This window comes from Pedobacter caeni (assembly GCF_900129215.1).
GTDB classification, from domain to species: domain Bacteria; phylum Bacteroidota; class Bacteroidia; order Sphingobacteriales; family Sphingobacteriaceae; genus Pedobacter; species Pedobacter caeni.
In genome coordinates, this window is the sequence record NZ_FQUQ01000003.1 from 650401 (window position 1) to 675612 (window position 25212).

General features: G+C 41.6%; 19 protein-coding genes. 6 read left to right on the forward strand and 13 right to left on the reverse strand.

What is annotated here, in order from left to right; translation table 11 throughout:
• Positions 1-49: 49 nt before the first annotated feature.
• Positions 50-2134 (forward strand): hypothetical protein, encoded by a 2085-nt coding sequence (locus BUC20_RS17485; RefSeq protein ID WP_073232347.1) that lies wholly within the window; start codon positions 50-52, stop codon positions 2132-2134.
• Between the two features lie 12 nt (positions 2135-2146).
• Positions 2147-2758, forward strand: coding sequence for a trimeric intracellular cation channel family protein (locus tag BUC20_RS17490; RefSeq protein WP_073232348.1), 612 nt, complete (start codon positions 2147-2149; stop codon positions 2756-2758).
• Here the strand turns inward: BUC20_RS17490 and BUC20_RS17495 are convergent.
• The 3 genes from BUC20_RS17495 to aqpZ all read right to left on the reverse strand — a co-directional run bounded on the left by BUC20_RS17495 (position 2755) and on the right by aqpZ (position 5440).
• Entirely contained in the window at positions 2755-3054 is a 300-nt protein-coding gene (locus tag BUC20_RS17495) for an FtsB family cell division protein (RefSeq protein WP_073232349.1), read from the reverse strand. The genes BUC20_RS17490 and BUC20_RS17495 overlap by 4 nt on opposite strands.
• A 242-nt stretch (positions 3055-3296) precedes the next feature.
• Complete coding sequence (gene eno, locus BUC20_RS17500) at positions 3297-4595, reverse strand: phosphopyruvate hydratase (RefSeq protein ID WP_073232350.1); 1299 nt, start codon at positions 4593-4595, stop codon at positions 3297-3299.
• A 152-nt stretch (positions 4596-4747) separates the two neighbouring features.
• The gene (aqpZ, locus tag BUC20_RS17505; RefSeq protein WP_073232351.1) at positions 4748-5440 is read right to left on the reverse strand and encodes an aquaporin Z; all 693 of its coding nucleotides are present in this window, start codon (positions 5438-5440) and stop codon (positions 4748-4750) included.
• A gap of 219 nt (positions 5441-5659) precedes the next feature.
• Here aqpZ and BUC20_RS17510 point away from each other — a divergent pair, with 219 nt between their 5' ends.
• A complete protein-coding gene (locus tag BUC20_RS17510; RefSeq protein WP_073232352.1) occupies positions 5660-6991 on the forward strand; it encodes a trypsin-like serine protease in 1332 nt (443 codons plus the stop codon).
• Positions 6992-7129: 138 nt separating this feature from the next.
• On the opposite strand, the gene BUC20_RS17515 is transcribed toward BUC20_RS17510, so the two are convergent.
• The 3 genes from BUC20_RS17515 to carA all read right to left on the reverse strand — a co-directional run bounded on the left by BUC20_RS17515 (position 7130) and on the right by carA (position 10213).
• Positions 7130-8221 carry an ABC transporter permease gene (locus tag BUC20_RS17515; protein WP_073232353.1) on the reverse strand — a complete coding sequence of 364 codons (1092 nt, stop codon included), beginning with the start codon at positions 8219-8221 and terminating at the stop codon, positions 7130-7132.
• Positions 8222-8230: 9 nt separating this feature from the next.
• Complete coding sequence (locus BUC20_RS17520; protein ID WP_073232354.1) at positions 8231-9001, reverse strand: ABC transporter ATP-binding protein; 771 nt, start codon at positions 8999-9001, stop codon at positions 8231-8233.
• A 99-nt stretch (positions 9002-9100) separates the two neighbouring features.
• Entirely contained in the window at positions 9101-10213 is a 1113-nt protein-coding gene (gene carA / locus BUC20_RS17525; protein ID WP_073232355.1) for a glutamine-hydrolyzing carbamoyl-phosphate synthase small subunit, read from the reverse strand.
• Between the two features lie 297 nt (positions 10214-10510).
• Here carA and panB point away from each other — a divergent pair, with 297 nt between their 5' ends.
• Together panB and BUC20_RS17540 are read left to right on the forward strand one after the other, a co-directional pair.
• Positions 10511-11326: a 3-methyl-2-oxobutanoate hydroxymethyltransferase gene (gene panB, locus BUC20_RS17535; protein ID WP_073232357.1), complete on the forward strand. Its 816-nt coding sequence runs from the start codon at positions 10511-10513 to the stop codon at positions 11324-11326.
• A gap of 28 nt (positions 11327-11354) precedes the next feature.
• The gene (locus BUC20_RS17540; RefSeq protein ID WP_073232358.1) at positions 11355-12041 is read left to right on the forward strand and encodes an RluA family pseudouridine synthase; all 687 of its coding nucleotides are present in this window, start codon (positions 11355-11357) and stop codon (positions 12039-12041) included.
• 102 nt (positions 12042-12143) lie between these two features.
• Here BUC20_RS17540 and BUC20_RS17545 read toward each other — a convergent pair whose 3' ends face one another.
• Positions 12144-12905, reverse strand: a complete 762-nt coding sequence (locus BUC20_RS17545; protein WP_073232359.1) for a M57 family metalloprotease — start codon at positions 12903-12905, stop codon at positions 12144-12146.
• A 378-nt stretch (positions 12906-13283) separates the two neighbouring features.
• Between BUC20_RS17545 and BUC20_RS17555 the strand changes: the two genes are divergently transcribed.
• Positions 13284-14003: a polysaccharide lyase family 7 protein gene (locus BUC20_RS17555; RefSeq protein ID WP_073232361.1), complete on the forward strand. Its 720-nt coding sequence runs from the start codon at positions 13284-13286 to the stop codon at positions 14001-14003.
• A gap of 40 nt (positions 14004-14043) precedes the next feature.
• On the opposite strand, the gene BUC20_RS17560 is transcribed toward BUC20_RS17555, so the two are convergent.
• The 6 genes from BUC20_RS17560 to BUC20_RS17585 form a co-directional block, all read right to left on the reverse strand.
• Entirely contained in the window at positions 14044-14538 is a 495-nt protein-coding gene (locus BUC20_RS17560; RefSeq protein ID WP_234994538.1) for a transposase, read from the reverse strand.
• 107 nt (positions 14539-14645) lie between these two features.
• Positions 14646-16106, reverse strand: a complete 1461-nt coding sequence (locus BUC20_RS17565) for a glycoside hydrolase family 30 protein (RefSeq protein WP_073232362.1) — start codon at positions 16104-16106, stop codon at positions 14646-14648.
• Positions 16107-16126: 20 nt separating this feature from the next.
• Positions 16127-18427 (reverse strand): glycoside hydrolase family 3 N-terminal domain-containing protein, encoded by a 2301-nt coding sequence (locus tag BUC20_RS17570; protein ID WP_143166833.1) that lies wholly within the window; start codon positions 18425-18427, stop codon positions 16127-16129.
• A 52-nt stretch (positions 18428-18479) separates the two neighbouring features.
• Entirely contained in the window at positions 18480-19901 is a 1422-nt protein-coding gene (locus BUC20_RS17575; RefSeq protein ID WP_073232363.1) for a RagB/SusD family nutrient uptake outer membrane protein, read from the reverse strand.
• A gap of 12 nt (positions 19902-19913) precedes the next feature.
• The gene (locus BUC20_RS17580) at positions 19914-22823 is read right to left on the reverse strand and encodes a SusC/RagA family TonB-linked outer membrane protein (RefSeq protein ID WP_073232364.1); all 2910 of its coding nucleotides are present in this window, start codon (positions 22821-22823) and stop codon (positions 19914-19916) included.
• A 314-nt stretch (positions 22824-23137) separates the two neighbouring features.
• Positions 23138-25039, reverse strand: a complete 1902-nt coding sequence (locus BUC20_RS17585) for a 7TM diverse intracellular signaling domain-containing protein (RefSeq protein ID WP_073232365.1) — start codon at positions 25037-25039, stop codon at positions 23138-23140.
• Positions 25040-25212 lie beyond the last annotated feature (173 nt).

Consider the following 25212-nt stretch of genomic DNA (forward strand, 5'->3'; position numbering starts at 1 on the left):
ACAAATTAATCTTATTTTTTTAAAATTTAGCATCTTTACCCAAATACATATGGGCGATTCTTTCAATTTATATACTATACTGGCTTTAACAAGCTGTCTTTTGCTGGGGCTTCTGTTCGCGTATATATCCTATCGGAAAACGCCTCATCTGGACAGAAAGCTCCGGATTGGCCTTGCTGTATTGAGGGCCGCGCTGATTGCCCTGATTTGTGGGCTGTTGTTCTTCCCTTTAGTGAAAAGGGTAAGTTACAACCTGGAAAAGCCCCTGATCATTATTGGTCAGGATAATTCCTTATCGGTGGGGCATATCCAACCGGCAGGCTTCAATAAAAAGCAATATGAAAAAGACCTTCAGACCCTTGCAGATAAACTGTCTGCCCGATATGAGCTGAAAATCTACAATTTCAGTGACAGCATAAAGGATGGCTTTGATTTTTCTAATAAAGGAAAGCTGAGTAATGCATCGGCCTTGTTTAACCGCCTGAATGATGAATATTTAAACCGCAATATCGGGGCTGTTATTTTGTCTTCAGACGGTATCTTTAACCGTGGCGGCAGCCCGCTTTACGACCTCAATAAGCTCAAGGCGCCTGTCTATACCATTGCCCTGGGAGATACGATCCCGAAAAGGGATTTAATGGTGGCTAATGTGAATCATAATAATCTTGTTTACCTGAATAATGAATTTACAATTGAAGTGCAGATAGAGGCCTTTGAAAGTAAAGGAGAGGAAACAAAACTGACCGTTTCTGAAAATGGAAAAAACCTGCAGGAGACTAAACTGCAAATTGGCAGCAATGCTTTTGCAAAGACGGTACCTGTAAAGCTGAAGGCTTCAAAGATGGGGCTTCAAAAATATACAGTACAGCTCAGCACATTGGGAAATGAAGTCTCAGAAAAGAACAACGCACAAAGTATTTTCATCGAAGTAATCGATGCCCGTCAGAAGGTATTGATTGCTGCGGGGGCGGCTCATCCCGACATTGCCACGATAAAGCAGGCGATTACCGGAAATAAAAATTACGATTTAAAAGTTGCATTGGCTGAGGAGTTGAGCAGTGTAAATGTGAACGATTATGGTCTGGTCATTTTATATCAGTTACCCGATGTTCAGAACCATGGTGCTGCATTTCTTGGCAAGTTACAGCAGGCAAACATCCCGGTATGGTATGTTCTTGGTGCACAAACGGATATCAGCAGGTTTAACCAAATCCAAAAGTCTGTTGGTTTTAATGGGAGTAACAGTACCATTCAGGAAGCTTTCCCCTATTTAAATGCCGACTTTACCACTTTCGACATGGATGCTTCATCTGCAAAACATATCGATGATTTCGATCCTTTGCTGGCTCCTTTCGGAAAGATCAGTATAAACGGGAATGCGTTAATCACCCTGAATCAAAGAATCGGAAAAATTAAAACACCTGCTGCACAATTGTTTTTCCTCAATGAAAATGGCAGGAAAGCAGGTTACCTGATTGGGGAAGGGCTGTGGCGCTGGAAGCTGTCTGAAAGTAAGGATGGGCTGAGTAGTTCTGTGGTCAATGCATTGATCTCAAAGACGGTTCAATACCTTTCAGTAAAAGATGATAAAAGAAAATTCAAGGCTTATCCTGCTAAAAATACGTTCGATGAGAATGAAAATGTGCTGATCAATGCGGTGCTCTATAACGACAGCTATGTTGCAGTAAATACCCCGGATGTAAATATCCAGATCAAAAACGAAGAGGGAAAACAGTACAATTTCCTTTTCTCCAGAACAGAATCGGCTTATCAGCTGGATGCAGGTATGCTTCCTGCGGGAAACTATACGTTCAGCGCAAGTACCAGTCTGGGGGGTAAAAAGCAAACTGCACAAGGTGCTTTTTATGTGAATGCGATGATTGCGGAATATCAGCAGACCATTGCCAATCATCAGTTGCTGAACAATATGTCTGTGCAGAGCAACGGGAAGATGTATATGCCACAAAATCTCCTGAGCATTCTGAACGATATTTCCAAAAATGAAGAGATCAAAACGCTGAGTTATGAAGACCGTAGGTATGAGGAGCTGATAAACTTCAAATGGCTATTTGCCGTGATCATCTTATTGCTTAGCTTGGAGTGGTTTTTCAGAAAGAGAAACGGCGAAATTTAATCTACACAGGATATGGAAATCAGCACCATGCAAACCATTGAAACATTAGGGACGGTTGCCTTCTCGATCTCGGGCTCATTTGCTGCCATGCAAAGAAGACTGGATCCTTTTGGAGTGCTGATCATTGCATTTGTGACTTCCATAGGCGGCGGTACGGTAAGGGATTTACTCATCGGGGATACCCCTGTGGCCTGGATGCGCGATGTCAATTACTGTTTGCTCATCCTGCTGACCTCATTAGCTACGATCTTTTTTAAAACCCATATCAAAAAATTTAAAGTCACCCTGTTTCTGTTTGACTCGGCAGGATTAGGTTTGTTTACCATGCTGGGAATCCAGAAAGGGATTATGTTCGGACTTAGTCCGGGTATCTGTGTGGCACTCGGTACAATTACTGGTTGTTTTGGTGGGGTAATCAGAGATACGTTCTTAAACACGATCCCTTTGATCTTTAGGAAGGAAATATATGCGACTGCCTGTATCCTGGGTGGAATTCTTTATTTCACGCTCAAACATTTCAACATAAAAGAAGATGTGGCCAATATCTCGGTCATCGCTTTTATTTTTGTCTTTAGGATAGTAGTGGTAAAGTATAAGCTGACGCTTCCTAAATTCGGATATTAATCTTTTGGGGCTTCTTTAACAATGACAAACACATCTTCATTGTCTTTTTTCATGAAATACTTTTCACGTGCAAACTTCTCTGCTGTGTTGAGATTGGTATTCAGCTCGTTCAAATCCTTTTTCACGGTAGCGGTTTCTTTTTCATAGAAATCCTTTTCTTCCTGAAGTTTGTTCACTTCAGAGCGGAATTCGTATTGAGAGAGCATATCATTTTTATCAAAAAACAACATCCATACGATGAAGGCTGCCACAGACAGAAAGTATTTATTGCGTATCAGTTCCAGCAAACGTTCCATAGTACAAAGATATAAATAAACCCTGATAAGCTAATCTAAGAAATAGCTCTGATAATCAGTTGATTTAAGGTTCTAAAAATTTGTGGTATAAAAAAACATCCGAAGGTTCTAAATCTCCGGATGTTTTCCAATGCAGTATTTTCCACATATTAACATAAAAAAGGAAAGGTGTTTTGAGGACATGCAAATCTTTCCTTCAAAAGATTTGAGGACGAAAAGCGCTTTTCCTTTTTTAAGCAATATTATTTTTTCTTCAAGAATTTGAAATCTTTACCAATGAAACGTGCTGCAGAACCTAATTCTTCTTCAATACGTAACAACTGGTTGTATTTTGCGATCCTGTCAGAACGTGAAGCAGAACCTGTTTTGATCTGACCACAGTTTAAAGCTACTGCTAAATCTGCAATCGTTGTATCTTCAGTTTCTCCACTTCTATGACTCATTACAGAAGTATAACCGTTAGTTTGTGCTAAACTTACTGCGTTAATGGTTTCTGTCAGGGAACCGATCTGGTTTACTTTTACCAAAATAGAGTTTGCAGTATCGGTATCAATACCTCTTTGCAGACGTTTTACATTAGTTACGAATAAATCATCACCAACCAACTGAACATGGTCACCGATTTTCTCAGTTAACAATTTCCAGCCAGCCCAGTCATCTTCGCCCATACCATCTTCAATAGAGATGATTGGATATTTTGCAGACAATTGAGCAAGGTATTCTGCTTGTTCTTCGCTGGTACGGATCGCACCTTTGTCGCCTTCAAATTTAGTATAATCGTATTTACCGTCTTTGTAGAACTCAGACGCAGCACAATCAAATGCAATATAGATTTGCTCACCTGCTTTGTAACCTGCTTTTTCAATCGCCTGAATGATTGTTTCCACAGCGTCCTCTGTACCTTCAAAATTCGGTGCAAAACCACCTTCATCACCTACTGCAGTAGAAAGGCCTCTGCTATGTAAAATAGCTTTCAGGTTATGGAATACTTCTGTTCCCCATCTTAATGCTTCAGAGAAAGAAGAAGCACCAACCGGCATGATCATGAATTCCTGGAAAGCGATAGGTGCATCAGAGTGAGAACCACCGTTTACAATGTTCATCATCGGGATAGGAAGGATGTTTGCATTAACACCTCCGATATAACGGTATAAAGGCTGACGGCTTTCCTGAGCTGCAGCTTTGGCAACAGCTAAAGAAACACCTAATATCGCATTAGCACCAAGGTTTCCTTTATTTTCTGTTCCGTCAAGCTTGATCAGTAAGCTATCGATTGCATTTTGTTCAAATACATCAATACCTCTTAATTCATCTGCAATTTTATCATTTACATTGGCAACGGCCTTTAAGACACCTTTACCCATGTATACAGATTTATCATTATCACGAAGCTCTACAGCCTCATGGATACCTGTTGAAGCGCCGGAAGGCACAGCAGCACGACCAAGAACACCATTTTCTGTCATTACATCTACTTCAATAGTAGGGTTTCCTCTTGAATCAAGGATTTGTCTGGCGTGAACATCAATTATTAAACTCATTTTTATCGGATTTTATTTGTTAATCAGCCTTAGTGTAAATATTACAATTACTACGGCGATATCCAAAGTTAAAAATTAAACACAAAAAAGTCGTAATTAATTTAATTACGACTTTTTTGTGGGTATGAGCCTATGTTTTAGTGCTTTAAAATCTATGTAGTTTGTGGTTTAGCTGCAAAAACTGCTTTATATACCAATCCAGCTAAAATTGCACCAGCGATAGGAGCAACCCAGAACAACCACAACTGGCCTACTGCTTCACCGCCAACAAACAACGCCTGGCTGGTGCTTCTTGCAGGGTTTACAGAAGTATTGGTTACCGGAATACTGATCAGGTGGATTAATGTTAATCCTAAACCGATGGCTAAACCTGCAAAGCCTTTTGGTGCTCTTTCATCAGTAGCGCCTAAAATGATCAGCAGAAAGATAAAGGTCATGACTACTTCGGTTACCAAAGCTGCGGTCATGCTGTATTTTCCCGGGGAGAGTTCTCCATATCCGTTTGTTGCAAAACCCCCAATGGAACTTCCGTTACCTGTTGCGATGACATAAAGCACGCCTGCTGCTGCAATTCCGCCCAGTACCTGCGATATGATATAAGGAATGAGTTCTTTTCCATCGAACCGTCCGCCAATCCATAAGCCGATCGAAACAGCCGGATTAAGGTGCGCACCTGAAATGTGTCCCAATGCGTAGGCAATCGTGACTACCGTTAATCCGAATGCAAGGGCTACTCCGGCAAAACCGATTCCTGCTCCAGGATAATTACAGGCCAGCACGGCGCTTCCGCAACCGCCAAGAACCAACCAAAATGTTCCAATAAATTCTGCTACTAGTTTTTTCATTTTTCTACGTTATTTACGATAAGTGTTCAATAGATGTTTATGAATGAAAAGTTAATAACAAATATTCAATATTCCTAATGAGTGTACTGCCTAATTTCTTATTGACCATTCTGTCTTGTTAAATCTGCAATAAAATCCGGGAAAAGAAATTGTTTAACGTGAAGTTAATTGTGTGGCAACATTTCCTGTATAGATTTATGAAAACCAAAAAACTATTTTATGAAATACAAATTTAACGCTAAGCAATTTCTTAAGTTATTGCTGGTAGGAGTTGTGACTACCATTTTTATTTACTCCTGTAAAAAGGCTGGTGAAGCAGATGAAAAAATCCAAATCAAACAAAAAAAAGAGGCTATAATAGGCGGAGATCCTGTTAGTATTACAAGAGTTCCGCATCAGGTAAGGATAAATATTCCAAATGCTTCTGGTGGAGGAGTCGTTTTAAGCAAAGACTGGATAGTGACGGCAGCCCATGTCGTTTATGGATTATCTGCATCTCAGGTAAATGTGGTTTCGGGAACAACAGATGTTACGCTTTATCCGGCAAGCCGGCAAGACCGGACAGCAGATCAGATTATTATCCACAGTGATTATTCTACTTCAGGAAGGCTTAACGATATTGCTTTAATACACCTTTCAACACCTTTAACACTAAATGAAAGCACAGCCTCAATAGCCTATGCAACGGACGGAAATATTGACATTACCACCACAACTGGTGGGTATGTTTCTGGCTGGGGAGTAATCGAGGACAATCCTTATCCCAATCCTGACACAAGAACAAATGTTCTATTCGGTGTAAGTGTTTCCCTGTCTGGTATTGAACAAAAACTCCTTTATACCAAGCCATATGACAATCGTAAACAACAAGGACCTTGTTTTGGTGATAGTGGGGGCCCTTTAGCAACTTCTTTAAGATCCGATGGTAAAGACCATGTCTTAATAGGTATTGTAAATGGTTGGGAGGACTGTAATATTGGAGCTAAAGGCTATGCCAGAATTTCATATTTTGCACCCTGGATTTTAGAGAAAACGGGAATACCGGTTACTTACTTTAGCAAAGGACTTTCTGGTTATTTTTCTAAAAATGATTGCCCGTCAAATTTTATTCCACAACAAAATAAAGTATTCTATAGTATAGGTCGGGCCGAGTTTCAGTCAACCATCAGTCAGGCTGATGCTGACGCACAAGCGCTAAACGCGTTAAACTCCCAGGGACAGGCTTATGCGAATCAATTCACCTGTGGCGTGATCCACAATCTGGCAGGTACTAACACAATTAATTACGGGTACCAGGAAGATATTCGTTGGCATGCGCCATATTTTCAAGGGGATGATGTAAAAATTGAACTCTATCAACACAACTATTCAGGTCCCGATGTTCTTTTTGGTGTAATCACAGAAAAAACTCCGAATAATGGCTTGATGGTTAATGGCATAAACAGCGGTAATTATACGAATGGCCTACAGGGGGAGTATAGAGTTAAAATCATATCCTTAGCAACAGGAAGTTTTGCTTTTAGCAATTATTTTAACAATTTTCAAGATTAGTCTGCTTAAAAAAAAACTGGAAAACAGTTAAATCTGTCATTGAAAAATTCGATTCTAAAATTCAAAAACCTTTCAGAAATGAAAGGTTTTTTTGTGTTCAGTATATGGAAATCGATTCCAGAATTTTTTAAGGCGTGTTTATTCCCATTTAAAGACCTTCACCGCCACGGCATAGATGCCGATCCCCCAGATCACCATGATCAGGATCTGATGTTTTACATCCCATAAGCCTGCACCTTCAAAGGCAACTTTTCTCATGGCATCGTTCAAATAAGTCAATGGTAATGCCCTGCTGATTGGCTGAAGCCAGGTAGGAAAAGCGTCTATAGAGAAAAACGTGCCCGACAACAGGAACTGCGGTAAAGTGATGATATTGGAAATAGGTGGAATGGTACTTTCGCTTTTAGCGACTCCGGAAACGACAAAACCAAAGCCCATAAAGACGATCAGTCCGATGATGGAGAGCAACAGCATGTTTAAGACCGTGATTGCGCCATTGATCAGTGTAAAATGGAAAAAGAAATGACCAAGCAGGATAATGAACACTGCACCCAGTAAGGCAAAACCTATTCTCGCGATTCCTTCACCGAAGACAATGCTTGATTTTCTGACCGGAGTGGCAAAGAAACGTTTGATCACCAGGGTCTGACGTAAATTGAAAAACACGAAAGCAGTACCAAAAACGCCAGTACTTAACAGTGAGAAGCCCAATTGCCCGGGTAAGATGAAATCTATGGTGCGGTAAATTCTGCCCTGTACTGTACTTTCATTGAGCTGTGCCACAGTAGGCATCACATCTTTTGTATTCAAGGTATACATCAGGTTATGAACCACTGACTTCAGGATATTACCTTTATCTATAGAAGCCGAAGTGTATTTAATATCAGCCAGGTAGGCTGGTTTTCCGGAAGGATTCTTTTGTACATCGATCAGGGCATCAATATGGCCTTTCTCCAGTCCGGTTTTGATATCTGCTGCATCCTTGTCTTTAATGATGTGGACAACTGAAATTTCTTCCAGTGCTTTGATGATTGGATTTTCAAGGTCTGATCCCGGAGCAATAGCCAGGTCTACTTTTACTCCTCCGCCACCAAGAAATCCGAAAACCAGGATGAAGACCAAAGGGAAGGCAAGGGTAAATACCACTGCCGAGGGGCTACGCATAATCGAACGAAAACTTGCTTTCGCAAGGGCCAGGGTAGCTTTAGTATGATTGTAAGGTTTGCTCATGTATCTGTTTTAATTGTCTTCTCTCCATTCTTTTCCGGTCAGGTTGATGAAAACATCTTCCAGATTGGCCTTTTTAACTTCTTTTTTACGCTCAAAACCACTGCTGATCAGCTGGTCTATTAAATTGTCAGGTGTGTCCAGGGCGATGATCTCTCCGCGTTCCACAAAGGCAACACGATCGCAAAGCTGCTCTGCCTCATCCATATAATGGGTGGTGAGGACTACTGTTGTTCCGTTATTTCTGATGTCAATGATCAGGTCCCACAAGTTACGGCGGGCTTGTGGATCAAGTCCGGTGGTTGGTTCGTCCAGAAAAATGATCTTTGGGGAATTAATGAGGGTAGTAGCGATGGAGAAACGTTGTTTTTGTCCGCCGGAAAGGGCTTTATATTTTGCCTTTGCCTTGTCCTGCAGGTTTACTTTTTCCAGCATTTCCATTGGTTTGATGTCTACCCCGTAAAGTCCGGAGAACAGTTCCATCAGTTCTACCAGGTTGAGGTTGGGGTAATATCCGGCAGCCTGTAGCTGTACCCCAATGATTCTTTTGATTTTGCTGGCCTCTTTATCTACAGAATACCCGTCTACTGTGATTTCGCCAGAGGTTTTCTCTCTAAGGGTTTCTATGATTTCCAAAGTGGTGGTTTTTCCAGCTCCGTTCGGGCCAAGGAGGCCGAAGATTTCGTTTTGATATACATCAAAGCTGATGCCTTGTACTGCGGTAAAGTCTTCGTACTTTTTAACGAGGTTCTTTACACTGATAATGGCATTGGTTTTGTCCATGGTATAAATGTAAGAAGGTTTAGAAGAATAGAAAACCTAATCCTTGCTAAACCTTCGAATATGTCGGTAAAATGATGTTTTAATCCGGTTGATCCCTAATTACCAGGCCAGTTCGCCTTTGATCATCTCAATGAAATCATCAAACAGGTAACGTGAATCATGTGGACCTGGAGAAGACTCCGGGTGGTATTGTACAGAAAATGCTTTTTTCCCTTTTACCCTGATTCCTTCAATACTCTGGTCGTTCAGGTTAATGTGGGTGATTTCTACTTTATCAGAACTTCTTACCTCCTCTGGAACCACACCAAAACCGTGGTTTTGAGAAGTTACTTCGCAGTGATCTTTGATGATATTTTTTACCGGATGGTTTAACCCTCTGTGTCCGTTAAACATTTTCATCGTTCCAATACTGTTGGCTTCTGCCAGTAACTGATGACCTAAGCAAATTCCGAACAATGGTTTATCTGCAGCTAATACCTGTTTAACCGTCTCGATTGCATAAGGCATTGCCGATGGATCGCCTGGGCCGTTAGAGATAAAATAACCGTCAGCACCCCATTTGTCCATTTCTTCAAAGCTGGTTTTAGCCGGAAATACCTGTACATAAATGTCTCTGTCGTCGAAATTGCGAAGAATGTTCTTTTTGATTCCAAGGTCTAAAGCTGCAATTTTATACGTTGCATCAGGAGAACCGTAGAAATAAGCTTCTTTAGTAGATACCTGAGAAGACAACTCCAGTCCGTCCATAGAAGGAACTTCTGCTAATTTAGCTTTCAGTTCTTCGAGATCCGTGATTTCGGAAGAGATAATGGCATTCATTGCTCCTTTGTGTCTGATATGACGTACCAAAGCACGGGTATCGATGTCAGAAATCCCTACAATGTTTTCATTTTGAAAATAGTCCTGAATAGATTCAGAAGCTTCTTTACGGCTAAATCCGATGTTGTAATTTTTACAAACCAGACCTGCGATTTTGATGCTGTCAGATTCTATTTCTTCTCTATGGATTCCATAATTCCCAATATGTGCATTGGTGGTGACCATGATCTGTCCGAAGTAAGAAGGATCAGTGAAAATTTCCTGATATCCTGTCATTCCGGTGTTGAAACAGATCTCTCCGGTAGTTGTGCCGATTTTTCCCGCAGCTTTCCCGTAGTAAACGGTGCCATCAGCCAATAACAAGATTGCAGGTAACTTGGTGTAGTTAGTCATTGTGTGTATAAAAATGAGAAATTATGGTGAAAAAAGAGAAAAATGATGGTTTATGTGTGATTTTGATATCACTTCTGTAGTTAACAAATGTGCTGTTAAGTAACCCCTTCATTTCGGGATACAAAGATACGTTTTTGATGATTTAAATCAAGACTTTTTTTAACATTCTGCAAGAGACCTAAGAATCCATTCTGGAAGAAGGGGGGAGAAGGCATACCGGATTCTGTCACAAAAAGAATAAAACTCGCTTTATTTCGGATGTAAAAACTAATTTTGCCCAAACTAAAATATAAAAACATGTCTGTAAATAAAGAAGTAAAACGGATAACTACCCATATTTTGCAAGCAATGAAGCAACGTGGCGAAAAGATCGCGATGCTAACTGCTTATGACTATTCTATGGCGACCATCCTTGATGATGCCGGCTTAGATGTATTATTGGTTGGAGACTCCGCTTCCAATGTTATGGCGGGACATGAAACGACCTTGCCGATTACTTTAGATCAAATGATCTATCATGCGCAATCGGTAGTAAGGGGAGCTTCCCGCGCTTTAGTCGTAGTTGATCTTCCTTTCGGATCTTACCAGGGAAACTCTAAAGAAGCGTTGAACTCTGCAATCCGCATCATGAAAGAATCCGGTGCACATGCTGTGAAGATGGAAGGTGGAACTGAAATCGTGGAATCAGTACAAAGAATTATTACTGCCGGAATTCCTGTAATGGGACATTTGGGCCTTACTCCTCAGTCTATTTATAAATTTGGTACTTATACCGTAAGGGCAAAAGACGAAGCAGAAGCCGACAAATTAAAAATCGATGCAGCAGCTTTACAGGAAGCAGGGTGTTTTGCGGTAGTATTGGAAAAGATCCCGGCAAAACTGGGTAAAGAAGTTTCGGAAAGCCTTGACATCCCTACAATTGGAATTGGTGCAGGCCCGGACTGTGACGGACAAGTATTGGTAGTAAATGACATGATTGGATTAACAAAAGGATTCAAGCCACGTTTTTTACGTCAGTATGTAAACTTATATGACGGCATTTTGAATGCAGCACAGTCTTATATTAAAGATGTGAAATCAAGCGATTTCCCGAACGAAAAAGAGCAATACTAACCAGCGCATCATTGCGCCAACGATAAAGATGCCAATAACAGCAAAAGATATATTGTATGAAGACAATCACCTGATCGCTATCTGTAAGCGGGCAGGTGATATTGTCCAGGTAGATGAGACAGGGGACGAGCCTTTGGACGAAATGGTTAAAAAGTACCTGGCCAAGACTTATAATAAACCGAACAGTGCCTTCCTTGGGGTGGTTCACCGTCTGGACAGACCGGTAAGTGGTGTGATTTTATTTGCCAAAACAAGTAAAGCATTGGAGCGGATGAATGCCGTTTTCAAAAACCGGGAGGTGAAGAAAACCTACTGGGCGGTAGTTAGAAATAAACCCGCCAAAGCATCGGGCACATTGGTTCACTGGCTGATTAAAAATCCACAGAAAAATGTCGTTACCCCGCATAATGTGGAGGTGCCGGGAAGCCAGCGTTCAGAATTGAGTTACCGTTTAATCGGAGAGCTGAATGGTTATTACCTGATAGAAGTAGATCCGCTTACCGGAAGGTCACACCAGATCCGGGTCCAGCTTTCTACATTGGGTTGCCCGATTGTTGGAGACAATAAGTATGGTTATCCGAGGGGGAGCAGGAAGGGAAGTATTTGTTTACATGCCCGTCGTCTGCAATTTATCCATCCGGTAAAGAAAGAGCCAGTTAATATTTTCGCTAAGCTCCCTGTAGATGGCTTTTGGGAGAAGTTTGAGCACATGTAAGAACCGTAATTCAGGATAAATACTTTTTTAAGAGCATCTATCCTGAATGGGACTACGATCTAAAAGCGTTTATAATTTAATTAGTTAATTGGATGGGGGTGATTAGTACAATGCGGCAGTTGCTGCTTTGTCTTTTGCAGACAATACAGTTGCACCTGATCCACATTGTCCGCCATTCATGATTGAAGCAGCATCAGTTCCCGGTACTCCTGGAACATTGATACCTGCAGGGCTTTCTCCCAGAGCTGCCCAGTTGGTGTGTCTGAACGAGATGTTATGTCCAAACTCATGGCAAATGGTTCTTGCACGCTGAGCAAAACTATTTGCGGCAATATAAGCCTTATTAATTCTGATCAGGTTACCGGCTTTGCCTCCGGTAGGGAAAGTTCCTGCACCACAAACTCCGTTTCCGAGATTCGCATTGATGATCTTGATGTCATAAGGAGCCCCGGCTACCAGGGTAAAGTGTAATGCAGAACCTGCCACAGCATTCCATTGTGCAATTGCGTTGGTGATCTCTGCATTCATACTGGTCATGGAAGGATCTACAAACACTTTAATGTTAGCTGCATTTGCAGGGCTCACCAATGTACCGGTATAATACTGCTCCAGTTTTGGAGTACCATCTGTAACAGGTACTTCCATGTCTTTAGGAAAACTGATATCTTCCTCTACCATGTATTCCGTTCCAAGGTCAACAATACTGCTGGCCGGGAATCCAAGGCTTTTAATGTAATTTAACACTTTGTCTGACTGCTCTTGTTTTGGTTCTTCAACAGCAGGTGCATCTTTGGTTTTAGAGCACGATGAGATCGCTAGTGCAACCAGTGCAATGTAAGCGACGTTTTTTAGATTTTTGATCATAATAGGGATGAGGTTAGTTAGATCGTAATACCCTAATATAAGAATAACTGTTTAATAAAAATTATTATAAATAAAATATTTTATTGAATAATACTGAAAATGTATATGTGTATGTTACACTAAGTAGCCTTGGTTTTCTCCTGATGAAATATAAAGTGTCTCTTCTGTTTTCTGCTGTAGTTTTATTTAAACAAAGATTTTCAATTGTTTTTTCTTTCCTACTGAAAATGGCAAAAATGGATTTATTTCCCGAGGAGATATTTTCTGGATTTCCCGACAATCTGCTTGATCATTAGGGATATATGACTGAATTAATCTCGTTGATGATTGTTTAATTTTAGTTAATTAACCTATTGTAAACCAATTTATTAAACGATTATGAAATTAATTCCATTAGTGGCCGCAGCAGTGGTATTGTCTTTTTTTCAGTTGTCCTGTGAAAAGAATGAAAGCCCGGCAGGTGAGCAGGATCAGGTTTCTGCAAATACGCAGATGTCTGGCCAGGAGGTAGGAATCAGCTCCCTGACCACGGGCTGGACCCAGACCGCCTATACCTATAACATCCAGACCCCTCACGACCTACCACAGTCCGATCGTTATACGTATTCTGGCGGACAACATACCTTTTGGATTTATCCGGATGATAGTCCACATACACCAAGCAGCAACACCGGGCCAAGGTCTGAGTTTAGAATGAAGAATGATTACCTATTGGGGAAACATCAGTTTGAAGGAGATGTATACATTGTTCCCGGAACTACAGGGACAGATGTGATGCAGGTATTTGGTGGAGTTACCAATGCAACCTCTTTTATGATGAAAGTATTTTCTGCAAATAACGGTACGCTGAAACGCTATGGCAGTCAGACACTCATGACCAATGTATACAGCCGATGGATACATGTAAACGTACAACACGATGCTGATAATGGTAAAATTTACGTCTATCTGGATAATGCGCACGTAGGCACTTTCGACGACCGTGGACAGGCCAACCATTATTTCAAATGCGGAACCTATAATATTGAAGGAAACCGTTCAGAAACACGCTGGAAAAATATCAAGTACTGGAAGAATGGCCCAATCGGGGTTCTTTAAAAACAAGGGGTTTTTCCAATCAGGGAAAACCCCTTGTTTTTTATTTGCAAGCTATCGGATTAAAGGTAATGTGGTTGTTGAACTTTAGCTTTGCGCGGTTGACGAAGGAGAATTTTCCATTGTGTTCTTCCATTTCACCATATCCTTCGTAAAGTTTTCCCTCTTTCTTCAGGAATACAACCTGTCTGACAGACCTTAACCCTTCGGAATCATAAGTGTAATCTGCAATGATCGTATCACCTTTCATTTCTCCGGCAATGGTTCCCTTGTTTACATCTTTCTCGAAAATGTTGTAGTTGAGTTCTCCGGTCAGTTCTTCTCCTTTAATATGGAGTTTCAGTGAAGCCGTGTCCTTTTTAGCGGCATACAGGTAACAATTGCTGCTGTTTTCCGGCGCAGGGTTAGCAGGGGTAAAAGTGGTGTCCAGGGCGATCATTCCGCTGGTATCTTTTATGTGCTTCTCCGTGTTGTTACTGGTACAGGCGGCCATCATTGCGGTCAGTCCTGCGAATAAGAATAAAACTTTTTTCATCATTAACGAATTAATTCCTGAAAATACTGCAATAGCCTTGCCAGAAAAACAGCAACAAAAATGCCCCCAAAGATTTCTCTTTGGGGGCATTTAATGGTATGATTTTAATCTTAATTGGACCTGGTATTGCTTTTCCAGGTGTAGGTTCCGGCAGAACCTGCCGGAAGGGAAGTAGTCACTACCATTCCATTATATTTGATATGGAAAGTCTGAGGGCTTCCACCTGTGTTCATTGCAATCAGTACGATCTTTCCTTCGGGTGTTTTAAAAGCGACATTCTGAATGTTATCTTGCTGGTTAGAAGAAATGCGGACTGAGCCTGCGTTTACAAATTTAGAAGCATGGCCGATCACATAATAGGCCACATTTCTGCTGACCTCTTTGCCGTCAATCGTGATGGCTCCCAGGCAGCTGGTACATCCGCCATCAGGGGTAAAGGGGCGATACTGCGGATCTGCAGCTAAATTCCATTCCAATACCGTTTTGCTCCAGTTGCGGGTTGCCCCAACCACCAGGGTTGATACATGCCATTTTAAATCTTCAGCGAAATTCCCGGGCCCACCTACCCATTGTTCTGTAAAATACAGGTTCTTATCAGGATGTGCTTCCTGAACTTTAGACAATGCAGAGATGTTTCCCCCATACAGGTGGAAGGCCGAACCATCAATATATTTCTTTGCTGCCGGATCATTCAGTACCGTGATCGGATAGTCAGGCCTGTCGGCATTGTGGTCATAAATGATGATTTTAGTTTTGATCCCCGCAGATTCAAAAACAGGGCCCAGGGCATTTTTGATAAAATTGGTCTGATCTCCCGCTGTCATATACATGCTTGGATTGTTTCCCGGATGCAATGGTTCATTTTGAATAGTTATTGCATCTATGGCGATCCCTTGCACCTTCATGGCCTCAATATACTTGACGAAGTACCTGGCATAAGCCTGATAATATTCCGGCTTTAAGCTTCCGCCACGGTAGGCCTGGTTGTCTTTCATCCAGGTTGGTGCGGTCCATGGGGAACCCATAATTTTAATCTTAGGATTAATGGCGATGATCTGTTTCAGGACAGGTACAAGATCTGTCATTTCCTTAGCGATAGAAAACTGTTTCAAATCCGGATCGGTTTGTCCTGCCGGCATTTCATTATAGGTGAAGGTCTCTGCGCTTAAGTCAGAGGCCCCGATACTGAGTCGCAGGTAACTGATGCCAATACCATTGCCTTTTGCAGAGAACAGTTCTTTTAGTAAGCTGGCTTTTTCTGCTGCAGGAAGTCCGTTGATCAGGCTGGCACTGCCACCGGTTAAGGTATAACCAAAACCGTCAATCGTTTGAAAAGTTTTGGTATCATCCACCACTACTGTAGTCCCTGTTTTCATGGCAGTATTGAAGAACATGGAAACATTTTGCCTTTGCAGCAGCGCTGATTGATCACCGTTCGTTAACCAGAATTCTACCTGAGTAGGAACTGCTTTTCCGGATTTACTGTTGTCAGCACTCTGGTCTGTACCTTTTTTTGTGGCGCATGAACTCAGGGCAAGGGCAATCAGTACGCTTATATTAAGTAATTTCATAAGGATTTTATGGTGCTGAATTAAGGGATATAATTAAAGTTTAATTTCTGATCTGCGATCTGAAGCGTGAATTCTCCTGCTTCGGTAACCAGTTTGTTTTCCGTATTGATGAAGCCAATATCTTCTGCATTGATTTTAAAAGTGACGGTTTTTGTTTCACCGGCTTTCAGTTCAATCTTTTCAAACCCTCTCAGTCGTTTCACATCCGGGGTAATTAAAGTCGCTACCAGATCAGAAGTGAATAACAAGACACTTTCTTTTCCATCTACTTTACCTGTATTGCTCACATTTACAGTGATCGTCAGGCTTTCTCCTTTTTTCAGCGTGTTGCTGCTGAGTTTCAATTGATCATATTTGAAAGTGGTATAGCTTAAGCCATGACCAAAAACATATTGTGGGTTATAGTCAGAATCGTAGTTGTATACGCCTTCTGTAGTTCCTTTAGATTCAGAAGGTTTGTGGTAATAGGTAAACAAAGCGTTAGGAAACTGTGGATAAGTGTATGGAAGTTTTCCTGAAGGGTTTACCTCACCATATAAAACATCCGCAAGTGCATCTCCACCAAAATTACCAGGAAGATAAGTCTGGACGATCGCATTCATTTTCTTTTCAAATTTGCTGATCACTCTTGGCCTTCCTTCGTTCAATACCAGGATCACTTTTTTATCTGTTGCAGCTAGCCTTTGAGCCAGTTCTGTTTGCAGGTCGGACAGGTACAGGTCGTTCATATTTCCCGGCGACTCGGTATAGGAGTTTTCGCCAAGACATAAAACGATCACATCGGCATTTTTAGCAGCAGCAATGGTTTCTTCCATTTTGTCAGCATATTCGTCGTAGTATTTGCCATCCATCTTATAACTCACTCCCGGCAGGAAACTTACATTTTCTTTTCCTGCTTTATGTTGTAAGGCTTCCAGAATGGTATTGTATTTCGCGGCAAATTCCTCTACCTTTTCTCCCTGCCATGAATAGGTCCATGCGCCGTTTAAGGTTCTCATCGAATTGGCATTTGGTCCGGTTACCAGTATTTTTGTGCCTTTAGCCAGTGGAAGAATCTGGTCTGTATTTTTTAACAGCGTGATCGATTCTGCCGCAGTCTGATAGGCAGCCTGCTCAAATTCCTTACTTCCGAATTTTGGATAATCTTTAGGATTGGTGGTTGGTTTCTCAAAAAGGTTTAATTCATATTTCACCCATAATATCCTTCTTACCGCATCATCAATACGGGATTCTTTTACTTTTCCTTCCTTGACCAATGCAATCAGGTTATCGCAGAAGGTCTCATAGTTATAGGCAATCATAGACATATCGATTCCTGCATTGATGGCGATCATGATGGCTTCTTTGTCGTCTTTTGCAATGCGGTCCCTTTTATAAAGATTTTCGATATCTCCCCAGTCTGTAACTACAAGTCCTTTAAAATTCAGTTCTTCTTTCAAAAGCTCCGTAAGGATATGATAATTTGCATGTACCGGAACGCCATTGATGATTCCTGAATTGATCATGATGGTTTTTGCGCCTGCATCAATTGCTGCTTTAAATGGAGGTAAATGATATTCTCTTAAGGCCTGATCGGAGATGAATGCAGGAGTTCTGTCTTTTCCTGACACTGATACCTGATATCCCAGGAAGTGTTTGATTGAGGAGGCTACTTTTTCCGGATGAGCAACCCTGCCATCTTCTCCTTCATAACCTTTAACGGCAGCAACGCCAAGTTCTTTGATCAGATAAGGGTCTTCTCCAAAGCTTTCCCACTGACGGGGGAAGCGGGGATCTGCACCAAGATCGAGTAGCGGGGCGAAATTCCATGGAATGGAACTTGCACGGGTTTCATAAGCGGTAATGGAAGCACTGGTTTTAACCAGCGAACGGTTAAAAGTTGCGGCCTGTCCGATTTGCTGCGGAAACATCGTTGCTCCAACCGTGTAGGTCGCTCCATGGATCTCATCTACCCCATAAATTACCGGGATTTTATTGGGCGTTTGTTTCATCGCCACATTCTGGATCTTACTGATGATGTTATACCATACCTGAGGAGTCCTGGCCCTGTTATTGGAAGTATTCAATACTGAGCCCACATGGTATTTTACCAGGACTCTTTGCAATTCTTTTTCATCCAAACCAAAAGGCTCATCGCTTTCAAAACGGCCTTTTCCTTTTCCAATGACATCCAGGGTGATCTGAGCCATTTGTCCGACTTTCTCCTCCAGGGTCATCTTTTTCAGCAGGCTTTCTACTTTCGCCTGGTTATTGGTTTGTGCAAGGGCTGTACCTAAGCAGCCGGATAGGAGCAATAAAGAAAGGGTTCTTTTCAATTTCATGTTGTGTGTTTAAAAAAGAGGAGCACCGGTATGCTGTGCTCCCCCTTGAATTTTATTTAAGGATATCGGGGTTTCTGTCGATTTCCTTCTGAGGAATCGGCAGGAATAATTTGGCCGGCGTTACATTGTAATTTAAGGAAGCACCGTTGCCATCTTTTTGTGCATTCATCACTTCAATCGCTCTGTTTCCACGCATTAAGTCAAACCAGCGTTGTCCCTCAAAGGCAAGTTCCAGCCGGCGTTCTTTTTCAATCGCCAGACGCATACTGGCCTGGTCTGTAGCCGGGGTTCCTCCAAGATTTACCCTTGTTCGGATCTGATCTACCAATACTTTTGCCTGTGACCATCCCGAAGCACTGGCTTCATTCAGGGCCTCTGCTTTTACCAGAATAATATCCGCAAGGCGAAGGATGTAAGTATTGGTTTTATCATCCATACGGTATTTATTGATGTAAGGATAATTGCTTTTAGGCCAGTAAATGTCAGACCAGCCTTCTGAAGAAACATTTCTAAAAGAGATGCTTGAATTTTTGCGGATCAGATCACCTTCGGCATCGAATGCGGTAACAAGATCGTTTGTAGGTGTACAGAACCTTTTCCATCCTGTTCCAACCAATACCCCTGGCATCCAGTTTCCACGTCCGTTGGCACCGCCACCGCCATCAAACTGCATTTCCCAGATCGATTCTGAGTTGTTTTCATTTTTCCCGGAAAACAAGCCATCATAACTGCCAAATAATGAGTAACCACCGTTAATGGTCGCATCTGCATATTGAATGGCTTTTGCCCAATCCCGATTTGGTTTCGAGGCATATACCTTTGAAAGTAAGGCATTGGCTACTCCTTTAGTGATGATGCCTTTATTTGGAGCCGTTGCGGGCGCATTGGCAAGCGCAAATTCCAGGTCTTTAATGATCTGTGCATATACTTCTTCTACGCTTGATCTTTTTACTTTCATTTCTTCCAGACCTCCGGGAGATTTTAACACCAGGGGAACAGGACCCCATAAACGAACCAGATAGAAATAGAAATAAGCTCTTAAGCCAGATGCTTCTCCAAGCATCTGATTTCTTCGGTTATTTTTATCAATTTCCGGATCATTGAGCTTTGGAATGTTCTCTAAAACCTCATTTGCATCTTTAATATTGGAATACAAGCCTGTCCAGTCTCTGGTTGCAATCTCGTTGGTTGCAATGGCATTGAAGTCGTTGATCTGGAAAATACTGGGGTTGTCTCCGCCAGCATAAGAATTATCAGCGGTTACATCTCCATTGATCATGAAATCCCAGATATTGGCATCATTGTACATCCCACCATATGCACCTGCCAGTAGTTTTTCTGCCTGTGCATAAGTGGTCAATGGGGCCGTAACCTGATTGAAAGGATTCTTATCTAAAAAATCTTTCTTGCAACTGCTTTGAACGCCTATGGTAAGGGTTGCTGCTGCTATTATTGAATATAATCTAATTTTCATTGTGCGCTATTTTTAAAATCCAACATTAACACCAAACAGGAAGGTTCTGCTTTGTGGATAAGTTCCATAATCGACACCCATTTGAGGGCCATTGGCTTCGTATTGGCTCACTTCAGGATCCAGACCTTTGTATTTGGTAAAGGTCAACAGGTTGTAGCCTGTCGCGAAGACCGTTAGTTTACTCATTTTTAAACGGCCAAGAAAAGCTTCTCCGAAATTATACGAGAGGGTTGCGGATTTTAAACGCAGGTAAGAAGCATTTTCCACAAATCTGCTGGAAGTAAGTGAGTTGTCAGTCTTGTCCTTTAAGGCTTTTGGAATATTGGTATTTGTATTTTGTGGAGTCCAGCGGTTGAGTACATCTGCCGATTGGTTTTTGGCATCTCTCATCCCCTCAAGGTCAATCCTTGAGGCATTGAACAGCTGGTTGCCTTGTACACCCTGGAAAAAGATGTTCAGGCCAAAATTACCATAGCTGAAGTTATTGGTAATTCCGTAAGTAAAATCAGGTTGTGCGGATCCGATAAATGTTCTGTCGCCGGTATCCCGCTGACCGTTATTGTTTAAATCTGCATAAGTCGCCATTCCTGTTGCCGGGTCTACACCTGTGAATTTATAACCATAAAAACTGCCCAATGATCTTCCCGCTTCTACTCTTACTGCGGCATCACGTTCGTAAATACCACCAAAATCAAGTGAAGACGTAGCCGTTCCAAGGCTGGTCACTTTATTTTTGTTGAAAGAGATGTTCAGATCTGTGGACCAGGTAAAGTTCTTTCTGTCGAAGTTCTTAGTAGACAAAGAGAATTCCAGTCCTTTATTTTCCATAGATCCTACGTTATACGCTTGTTCAGGAAGCCCGGAAGTAGGGGCAAGCTGAACTTTGATCAGCAGGTCGTCTGTTTTTTTGAGATAGGCATCTGCCGTAAAGGTTACCCGGTTGTTAAACATGGTCAGGTCGATACCAATATTGCTCTGGGTAGTGGCTTCCCAGGAAAGCCTGTGGTTTTCCAGGTTAACCAAATTCAGATTCCCCTGTGCATTTTCTTCATACAGTTTACGGTAAACATAATCTCCGATTCCTTCATCGTTTCCAACTTTACCCCAGCTACCTCTGATTTTTAAATCGTTAATGGTTTTGCTGTCTTTCAGGAAGTTTTCTCCAGAGATTCTCCATCCTGCGGAAGCTGATGGGAAGTACCCGAACTGACGGTCCTGACCAAAACGGGAAGAACCATCTGCTCTGAAGTTCGCACTCAATAAATATTTGCTGTCGAAGGCGTAGGTAACCCTTGCAAGATAAGATTGCTTAGCCCATTGTGCTCTTTTAGGAATCTTTTTCAGGACTGATGGTGCCTGAGGAATGGTTCCTGTCTGCGCATCAAAATACCTGTTTTCTTCATAATCGATGTATTTATAGTCCGACTCCTGGATGGTATAACCGGCAGTAGCACCAAATGCACTCTTACCAATGATCTTGTTATAGTTCAGGATATTCTCATTTAACCATACATTATCCCAGGTTTTATTGTTTCTGTATACACCTCTTTCCTGCCGACCGAAAGTAGTCTTAAAGGCATCGATGGTATACATGTAATAATTCTTGTTGAGGTTAGTACTGATAGTGGACTTGAAAGTCAGGTCTTTAGTGAAATTGATTTCACCGCCAAATGCACCAATGAACCTGAAGTTCCGGGTACTGTTGTCTGCACCAAAAGCAAGTGCAATCGGGTTATCCCATCCTCCGGTATTCGGAATGGAGGTATAAGTCCCGTCGGGGTTCATAATTCCTATCGTGGACGGTGTGGTTAAGGTAGAAAGAATGGTCCCTCCGCGGGCAACACTGGCATTGTCTGCCACATCAATGGATTTTCTTGAGGTTAATGCTGCCGAACCTGTGAATTTTAACCATGATGTTGCTTTCTGAGATCCGTTAAAGTTTAAGGTATAACGGTCTAATTTTGCGGGAGCAACTACTCCTTTATCCTGTTGATACCCTGTAGACAGATAGTATTGGCCACCCTTACCGCCACCAGATAAAGACACCTGATATTGATTTTGAGTGCCTGTTCCAAAAGTTTCCTTTTGCCAATCGGTATTGTAATTTCCTCCAAATGTGGTATAGCCCAGTTCTTTCATCAGGCTGATGTACTGCTCAGAGTTGAGGACATCCTTTTTACGCCAAAAATTAGAGAAACCCGTAAAAGCATTAAACTCCACTTTTACTTTTCCTTCTTTTCCCTTTTTGGTGGTAATTAATACAACTCCATTGGCTCCGCTTGATCCATAAATCGCAGCTGCGGAGGCATCTTTCAAAATCGTCAGGGATTCAATATCATTGGGATTTAAGAAACCTGCGTTTCTGGAGGTAACCCCATCAATTACATATAGCGGACCATTAGATGCGGTAATCGAGGTATTTCCACGGATGCTGATGGCCATCTCTGCACCCGGCTTTCCGGATTGAGAACTTACCTGCACACCTGCTGCTCTACCCTGAACGGCTTGTAAAGGGTTGGTAATGGGCTGATTTTTCAGGTCTTTTGAAGATATGGTGGTTACCGCAGTGGTGATGTCCTTCTTTGTTGTGGTACCGTAACCGATCACCACAACTTCATTTAGCTGATTGTTATCTTCTGAAAGTGCAATGTTAATGTTGGTTCTGTTGCCTACTGCTTCTTCGATGGTTTTGTAGCCAATAAAAGAAAACGAAAGCGTGGCATTAGCAGGGACATTCAGGGAATAAGCTCCGTTAGTGCCGGTCATTGCACCTTTGCTGCTTCCTTTAACTTTAACAGAAACACCCGGAAGTGGCAGGCCCTGCTGGTCCCTTACCTCTCCCTTTACGTTGAGCTCCTGTGCCATACTCATGGAGATTCCACAGAGCAGACAGACGATGAAAAGAGTAAACTTTTTTCTCATAATTTTTGCTTTTGTTTAATTGAATTTGATGTGATAAAGTTAAGGTTCCTTTAATGTTAAATCCTAGTGAATGAGCGGATTTATTTTATGTAAACAACTGATAATTAGATTGTTGTGTACTTTTTGATACGCTTTGATACCCTAGGTTGTAATTCCCCTAAGTGCTGATATACAGTGCTTAGGGACAGTGATTGGCTAAAGGCCGGATATAGACCTGATACGCTTAAGTCCCCTTGTCTTTATCGTGTAAAAAAAATATTAATGGCTAAGAAAGCTTGCGGGAAAATGAGCTTTTAATCGCTTTTATTTGCTGTTTAGTCTAAAACAAGCAAGCTCCAGCCATTTTTATTCGCTTTTTTAAGCTGGGATTTCCGCTCCTCCATAACCTGTTTGATTTTTGAACCATAGGTCCAGCAGGTACTTTGGCGGATTCCTAAGATTTCCGATAATTTATGAGAAGAGATTTTGCCCTTTGAAGAGAAGATCAGGAAGATCATATAAAAGGCCTTTACGATGGGAATGCGGGTATTGTGGAAAATGGTATAAGTGGTAACGGATTCTTCGTAACTGCATTTGCTACACCTCCTGCTATAGGCGATATGTCCATTATAGTAGTGGTCGTTTTTACATTTTTTACAGGTATATCCGTCTTTCCATTTGAGCTCAGAAAGGAATAAGTTGCAACTTTCTTTATCCGGATAGATTTTGCTGAATTCTTCGAAATCTACGTCGGCCGACATGACACGGTCGCGGGTTACTTTTTCTACATTGGTCTGGAGTTCCTGATTGTCTTGTTCCAATAAGGTGTTCATCCGGGTAATCTCTTCTGCCTGTTGTTTTAACAGTTCATTTGCTTCCTCTAATTCACTGTTCTTGGCTTCAATGATTAATGATTTATGGAATACTTCCCTGGTCCGCTCCTGAACCTGACCTTCCAGTTCCTCATTTAAGGTATCTTTTAATTTTGCATTTACCGCCATCTGACGGATCATCTGTCTTTGTACTTTCTCTTTTTTCTTTTTAAGGATGCTCACCTTATCCCCAATGGCAAAAGAAAGAAATACCATTTCCAGGATAAAACAAAAGCTCAGGCTGTAATAACTGATTGCCCCAAAATTCAAGGAAGCAAAACCAAGCATGATTAAAAATTTAAGGAGGAAGCCCGCAAAAAGAAAGCTATAGCCCAATACAAAGAAACGGGCAGGAAGATACCCTTGTTTATAAATGTATATCCCTGTAAAGAAGGCGACAGACAAAGGAATGGCATCAATGAATTTATAGTTGAACAGGTTCTGATTAAAAGCCAGACAATATAAAAACCAGATGGTCCGGATAGCGATCACCGCCAGAATGAGCTGATTGAGTCTGGGGGCTTTTGATTTTACAAATAACAACTCCCTTGTAAAGAGCAATGCAAAAATGCTGACTGCATAAAGCGCAAAGGCATAAGCCGTCTGGTTCCATATCGGATGTTCCGGCCATAAATACTGATAAGCAATCCCATCAGTACTCATTTCAAAAAAGCCAACACTGAGGTTGTAAAGTACATAATAGAGATACTGTTTTTGGCGCATGGCGATAAACATGATCAGGTTGTAAAAACTGAACACGAGGATCATTCCATAGAAAATGCCGAAATAAAAGTATTCATCCAGCGCATAGGAGATGAACCAATCTACAGAGCGCAATACGATGATGGCATCCCCAATCTGAGAGGACTGGATTTTAAAATAATAAGTCTGTACCTCATCACTGTGGTTATGGAGATAAAATTCAAAATTCTTATGCTGAAGTTTTCTGTTGTTAAAATTAAAGCGGTCGCCGAACTCCCTGAGTTGATAACTGCCATCTTTTTGTGGGATATAGGCGCTAATATGATCGAGGGTCTGATCAAAAAATTCCAGCAGAAAATACTTTTCTGCTTTGGGGTTATGTTTGATTTTAATCCTGAACCAATAGGGGGAGTTTAGTTTAAGAGTTTGAGGGGTACTTCTGTTACTGGCCACAAACTTCTGATCGTATGTCTTACTGTGCACCTGCTCAAAGCTGAGCTTGTTCCCTGGGTCATGGAGCATCTCAATCTGTTTAAAAGAAAAGATATGCTGGTCCACCTGATCATTTATTTCTACCACTTCCTGTGCTCCGGAAGGTTTGCTGATGAACAGAAAAATAGCAAGGATGACTATTTTGGGTAGCAATAAAAACTTTGAAAACATGTGGTTATCTGGGAAACTAATATATAGGATGTCTGTAAAGGTCGGAAGAATTTTTATTCTTCGCTAACAGGATGTCTAAATCTTATCCCCGAACTATCAGAATCTTTCAGGAATGCTGTGTTGACACAAAAAGAATTATTGCTGAAGCATAGGTGTTTTAGCAAGAATCAGAT

What these genes read in the sequence shown, in the direction of transcription:
- BUC20_RS17485 (WP_073232347.1), top strand. Translation starts at nt 50, where the DNA reads ATGGGCGATTCTTTCAATTTATATACTATACTGGCTTTAACAAGCTGT.
- BUC20_RS17490 (WP_073232348.1), top strand. Translation starts at nt 2,147, where the DNA reads ATGGAAATCAGCACCATGCAAACCATTGAAACATTAGGGACGGTTGCC.
- BUC20_RS17495 (WP_073232349.1), bottom strand. Translation starts at nt 3,054, where the DNA reads ATGGAACGTTTGCTGGAACTGATACGCAATAAATACTTTCTGTCTGTG.
- eno (WP_073232350.1), bottom strand. Translation starts at nt 4,595, where the DNA reads ATGAGTTTAATAATTGATGTTCACGCCAGACAAATCCTTGATTCAAGA.
- aqpZ (WP_073232351.1), bottom strand. Translation starts at nt 5,440, where the DNA reads ATGAAAAAACTAGTAGCAGAATTTATTGGAACATTTTGGTTGGTTCTT.
- BUC20_RS17510 (WP_073232352.1), top strand. Translation starts at nt 5,660, where the DNA reads ATGAAATACAAATTTAACGCTAAGCAATTTCTTAAGTTATTGCTGGTA.
- BUC20_RS17515 (WP_073232353.1), bottom strand. Translation starts at nt 8,221, where the DNA reads ATGAGCAAACCTTACAATCATACTAAAGCTACCCTGGCCCTTGCGAAA.
- BUC20_RS17520 (WP_073232354.1), bottom strand. Translation starts at nt 9,001, where the DNA reads ATGGACAAAACCAATGCCATTATCAGTGTAAAGAACCTCGTTAAAAAG.
- carA (WP_073232355.1), bottom strand. Translation starts at nt 10,213, where the DNA reads ATGACTAACTACACCAAGTTACCTGCAATCTTGTTATTGGCTGATGGC.
- panB (WP_073232357.1), top strand. Translation starts at nt 10,511, where the DNA reads ATGTCTGTAAATAAAGAAGTAAAACGGATAACTACCCATATTTTGCAA.
- BUC20_RS17540 (WP_073232358.1), top strand. Translation starts at nt 11,355, where the DNA reads ATGCCAATAACAGCAAAAGATATATTGTATGAAGACAATCACCTGATC.
- BUC20_RS17545 (WP_073232359.1), bottom strand. Translation starts at nt 12,905, where the DNA reads ATGATCAAAAATCTAAAAAACGTCGCTTACATTGCACTGGTTGCACTA.
- BUC20_RS17555 (WP_073232361.1), top strand. Translation starts at nt 13,284, where the DNA reads ATGAAATTAATTCCATTAGTGGCCGCAGCAGTGGTATTGTCTTTTTTT.
- BUC20_RS17560 (WP_234994538.1), bottom strand. Translation starts at nt 14,538, where the DNA reads ATGATGAAAAAAGTTTTATTCTTATTCGCAGGACTGACCGCAATGATG.
- BUC20_RS17565 (WP_073232362.1), bottom strand. Translation starts at nt 16,106, where the DNA reads ATGAAATTACTTAATATAAGCGTACTGATTGCCCTTGCCCTGAGTTCA.
- BUC20_RS17570 (WP_143166833.1), bottom strand. Translation starts at nt 18,427, where the DNA reads ATGAAATTGAAAAGAACCCTTTCTTTATTGCTCCTATCCGGCTGCTTA.
- BUC20_RS17575 (WP_073232363.1), bottom strand. Translation starts at nt 19,901, where the DNA reads ATGAAAATTAGATTATATTCAATAATAGCAGCAGCAACCCTTACCATA.
- BUC20_RS17580 (WP_073232364.1), bottom strand. Translation starts at nt 22,823, where the DNA reads ATGAGAAAAAAGTTTACTCTTTTCATCGTCTGTCTGCTCTGTGGAATC.
- BUC20_RS17585 (WP_073232365.1), bottom strand. Translation starts at nt 25,039, where the DNA reads ATGTTTTCAAAGTTTTTATTGCTACCCAAAATAGTCATCCTTGCTATT.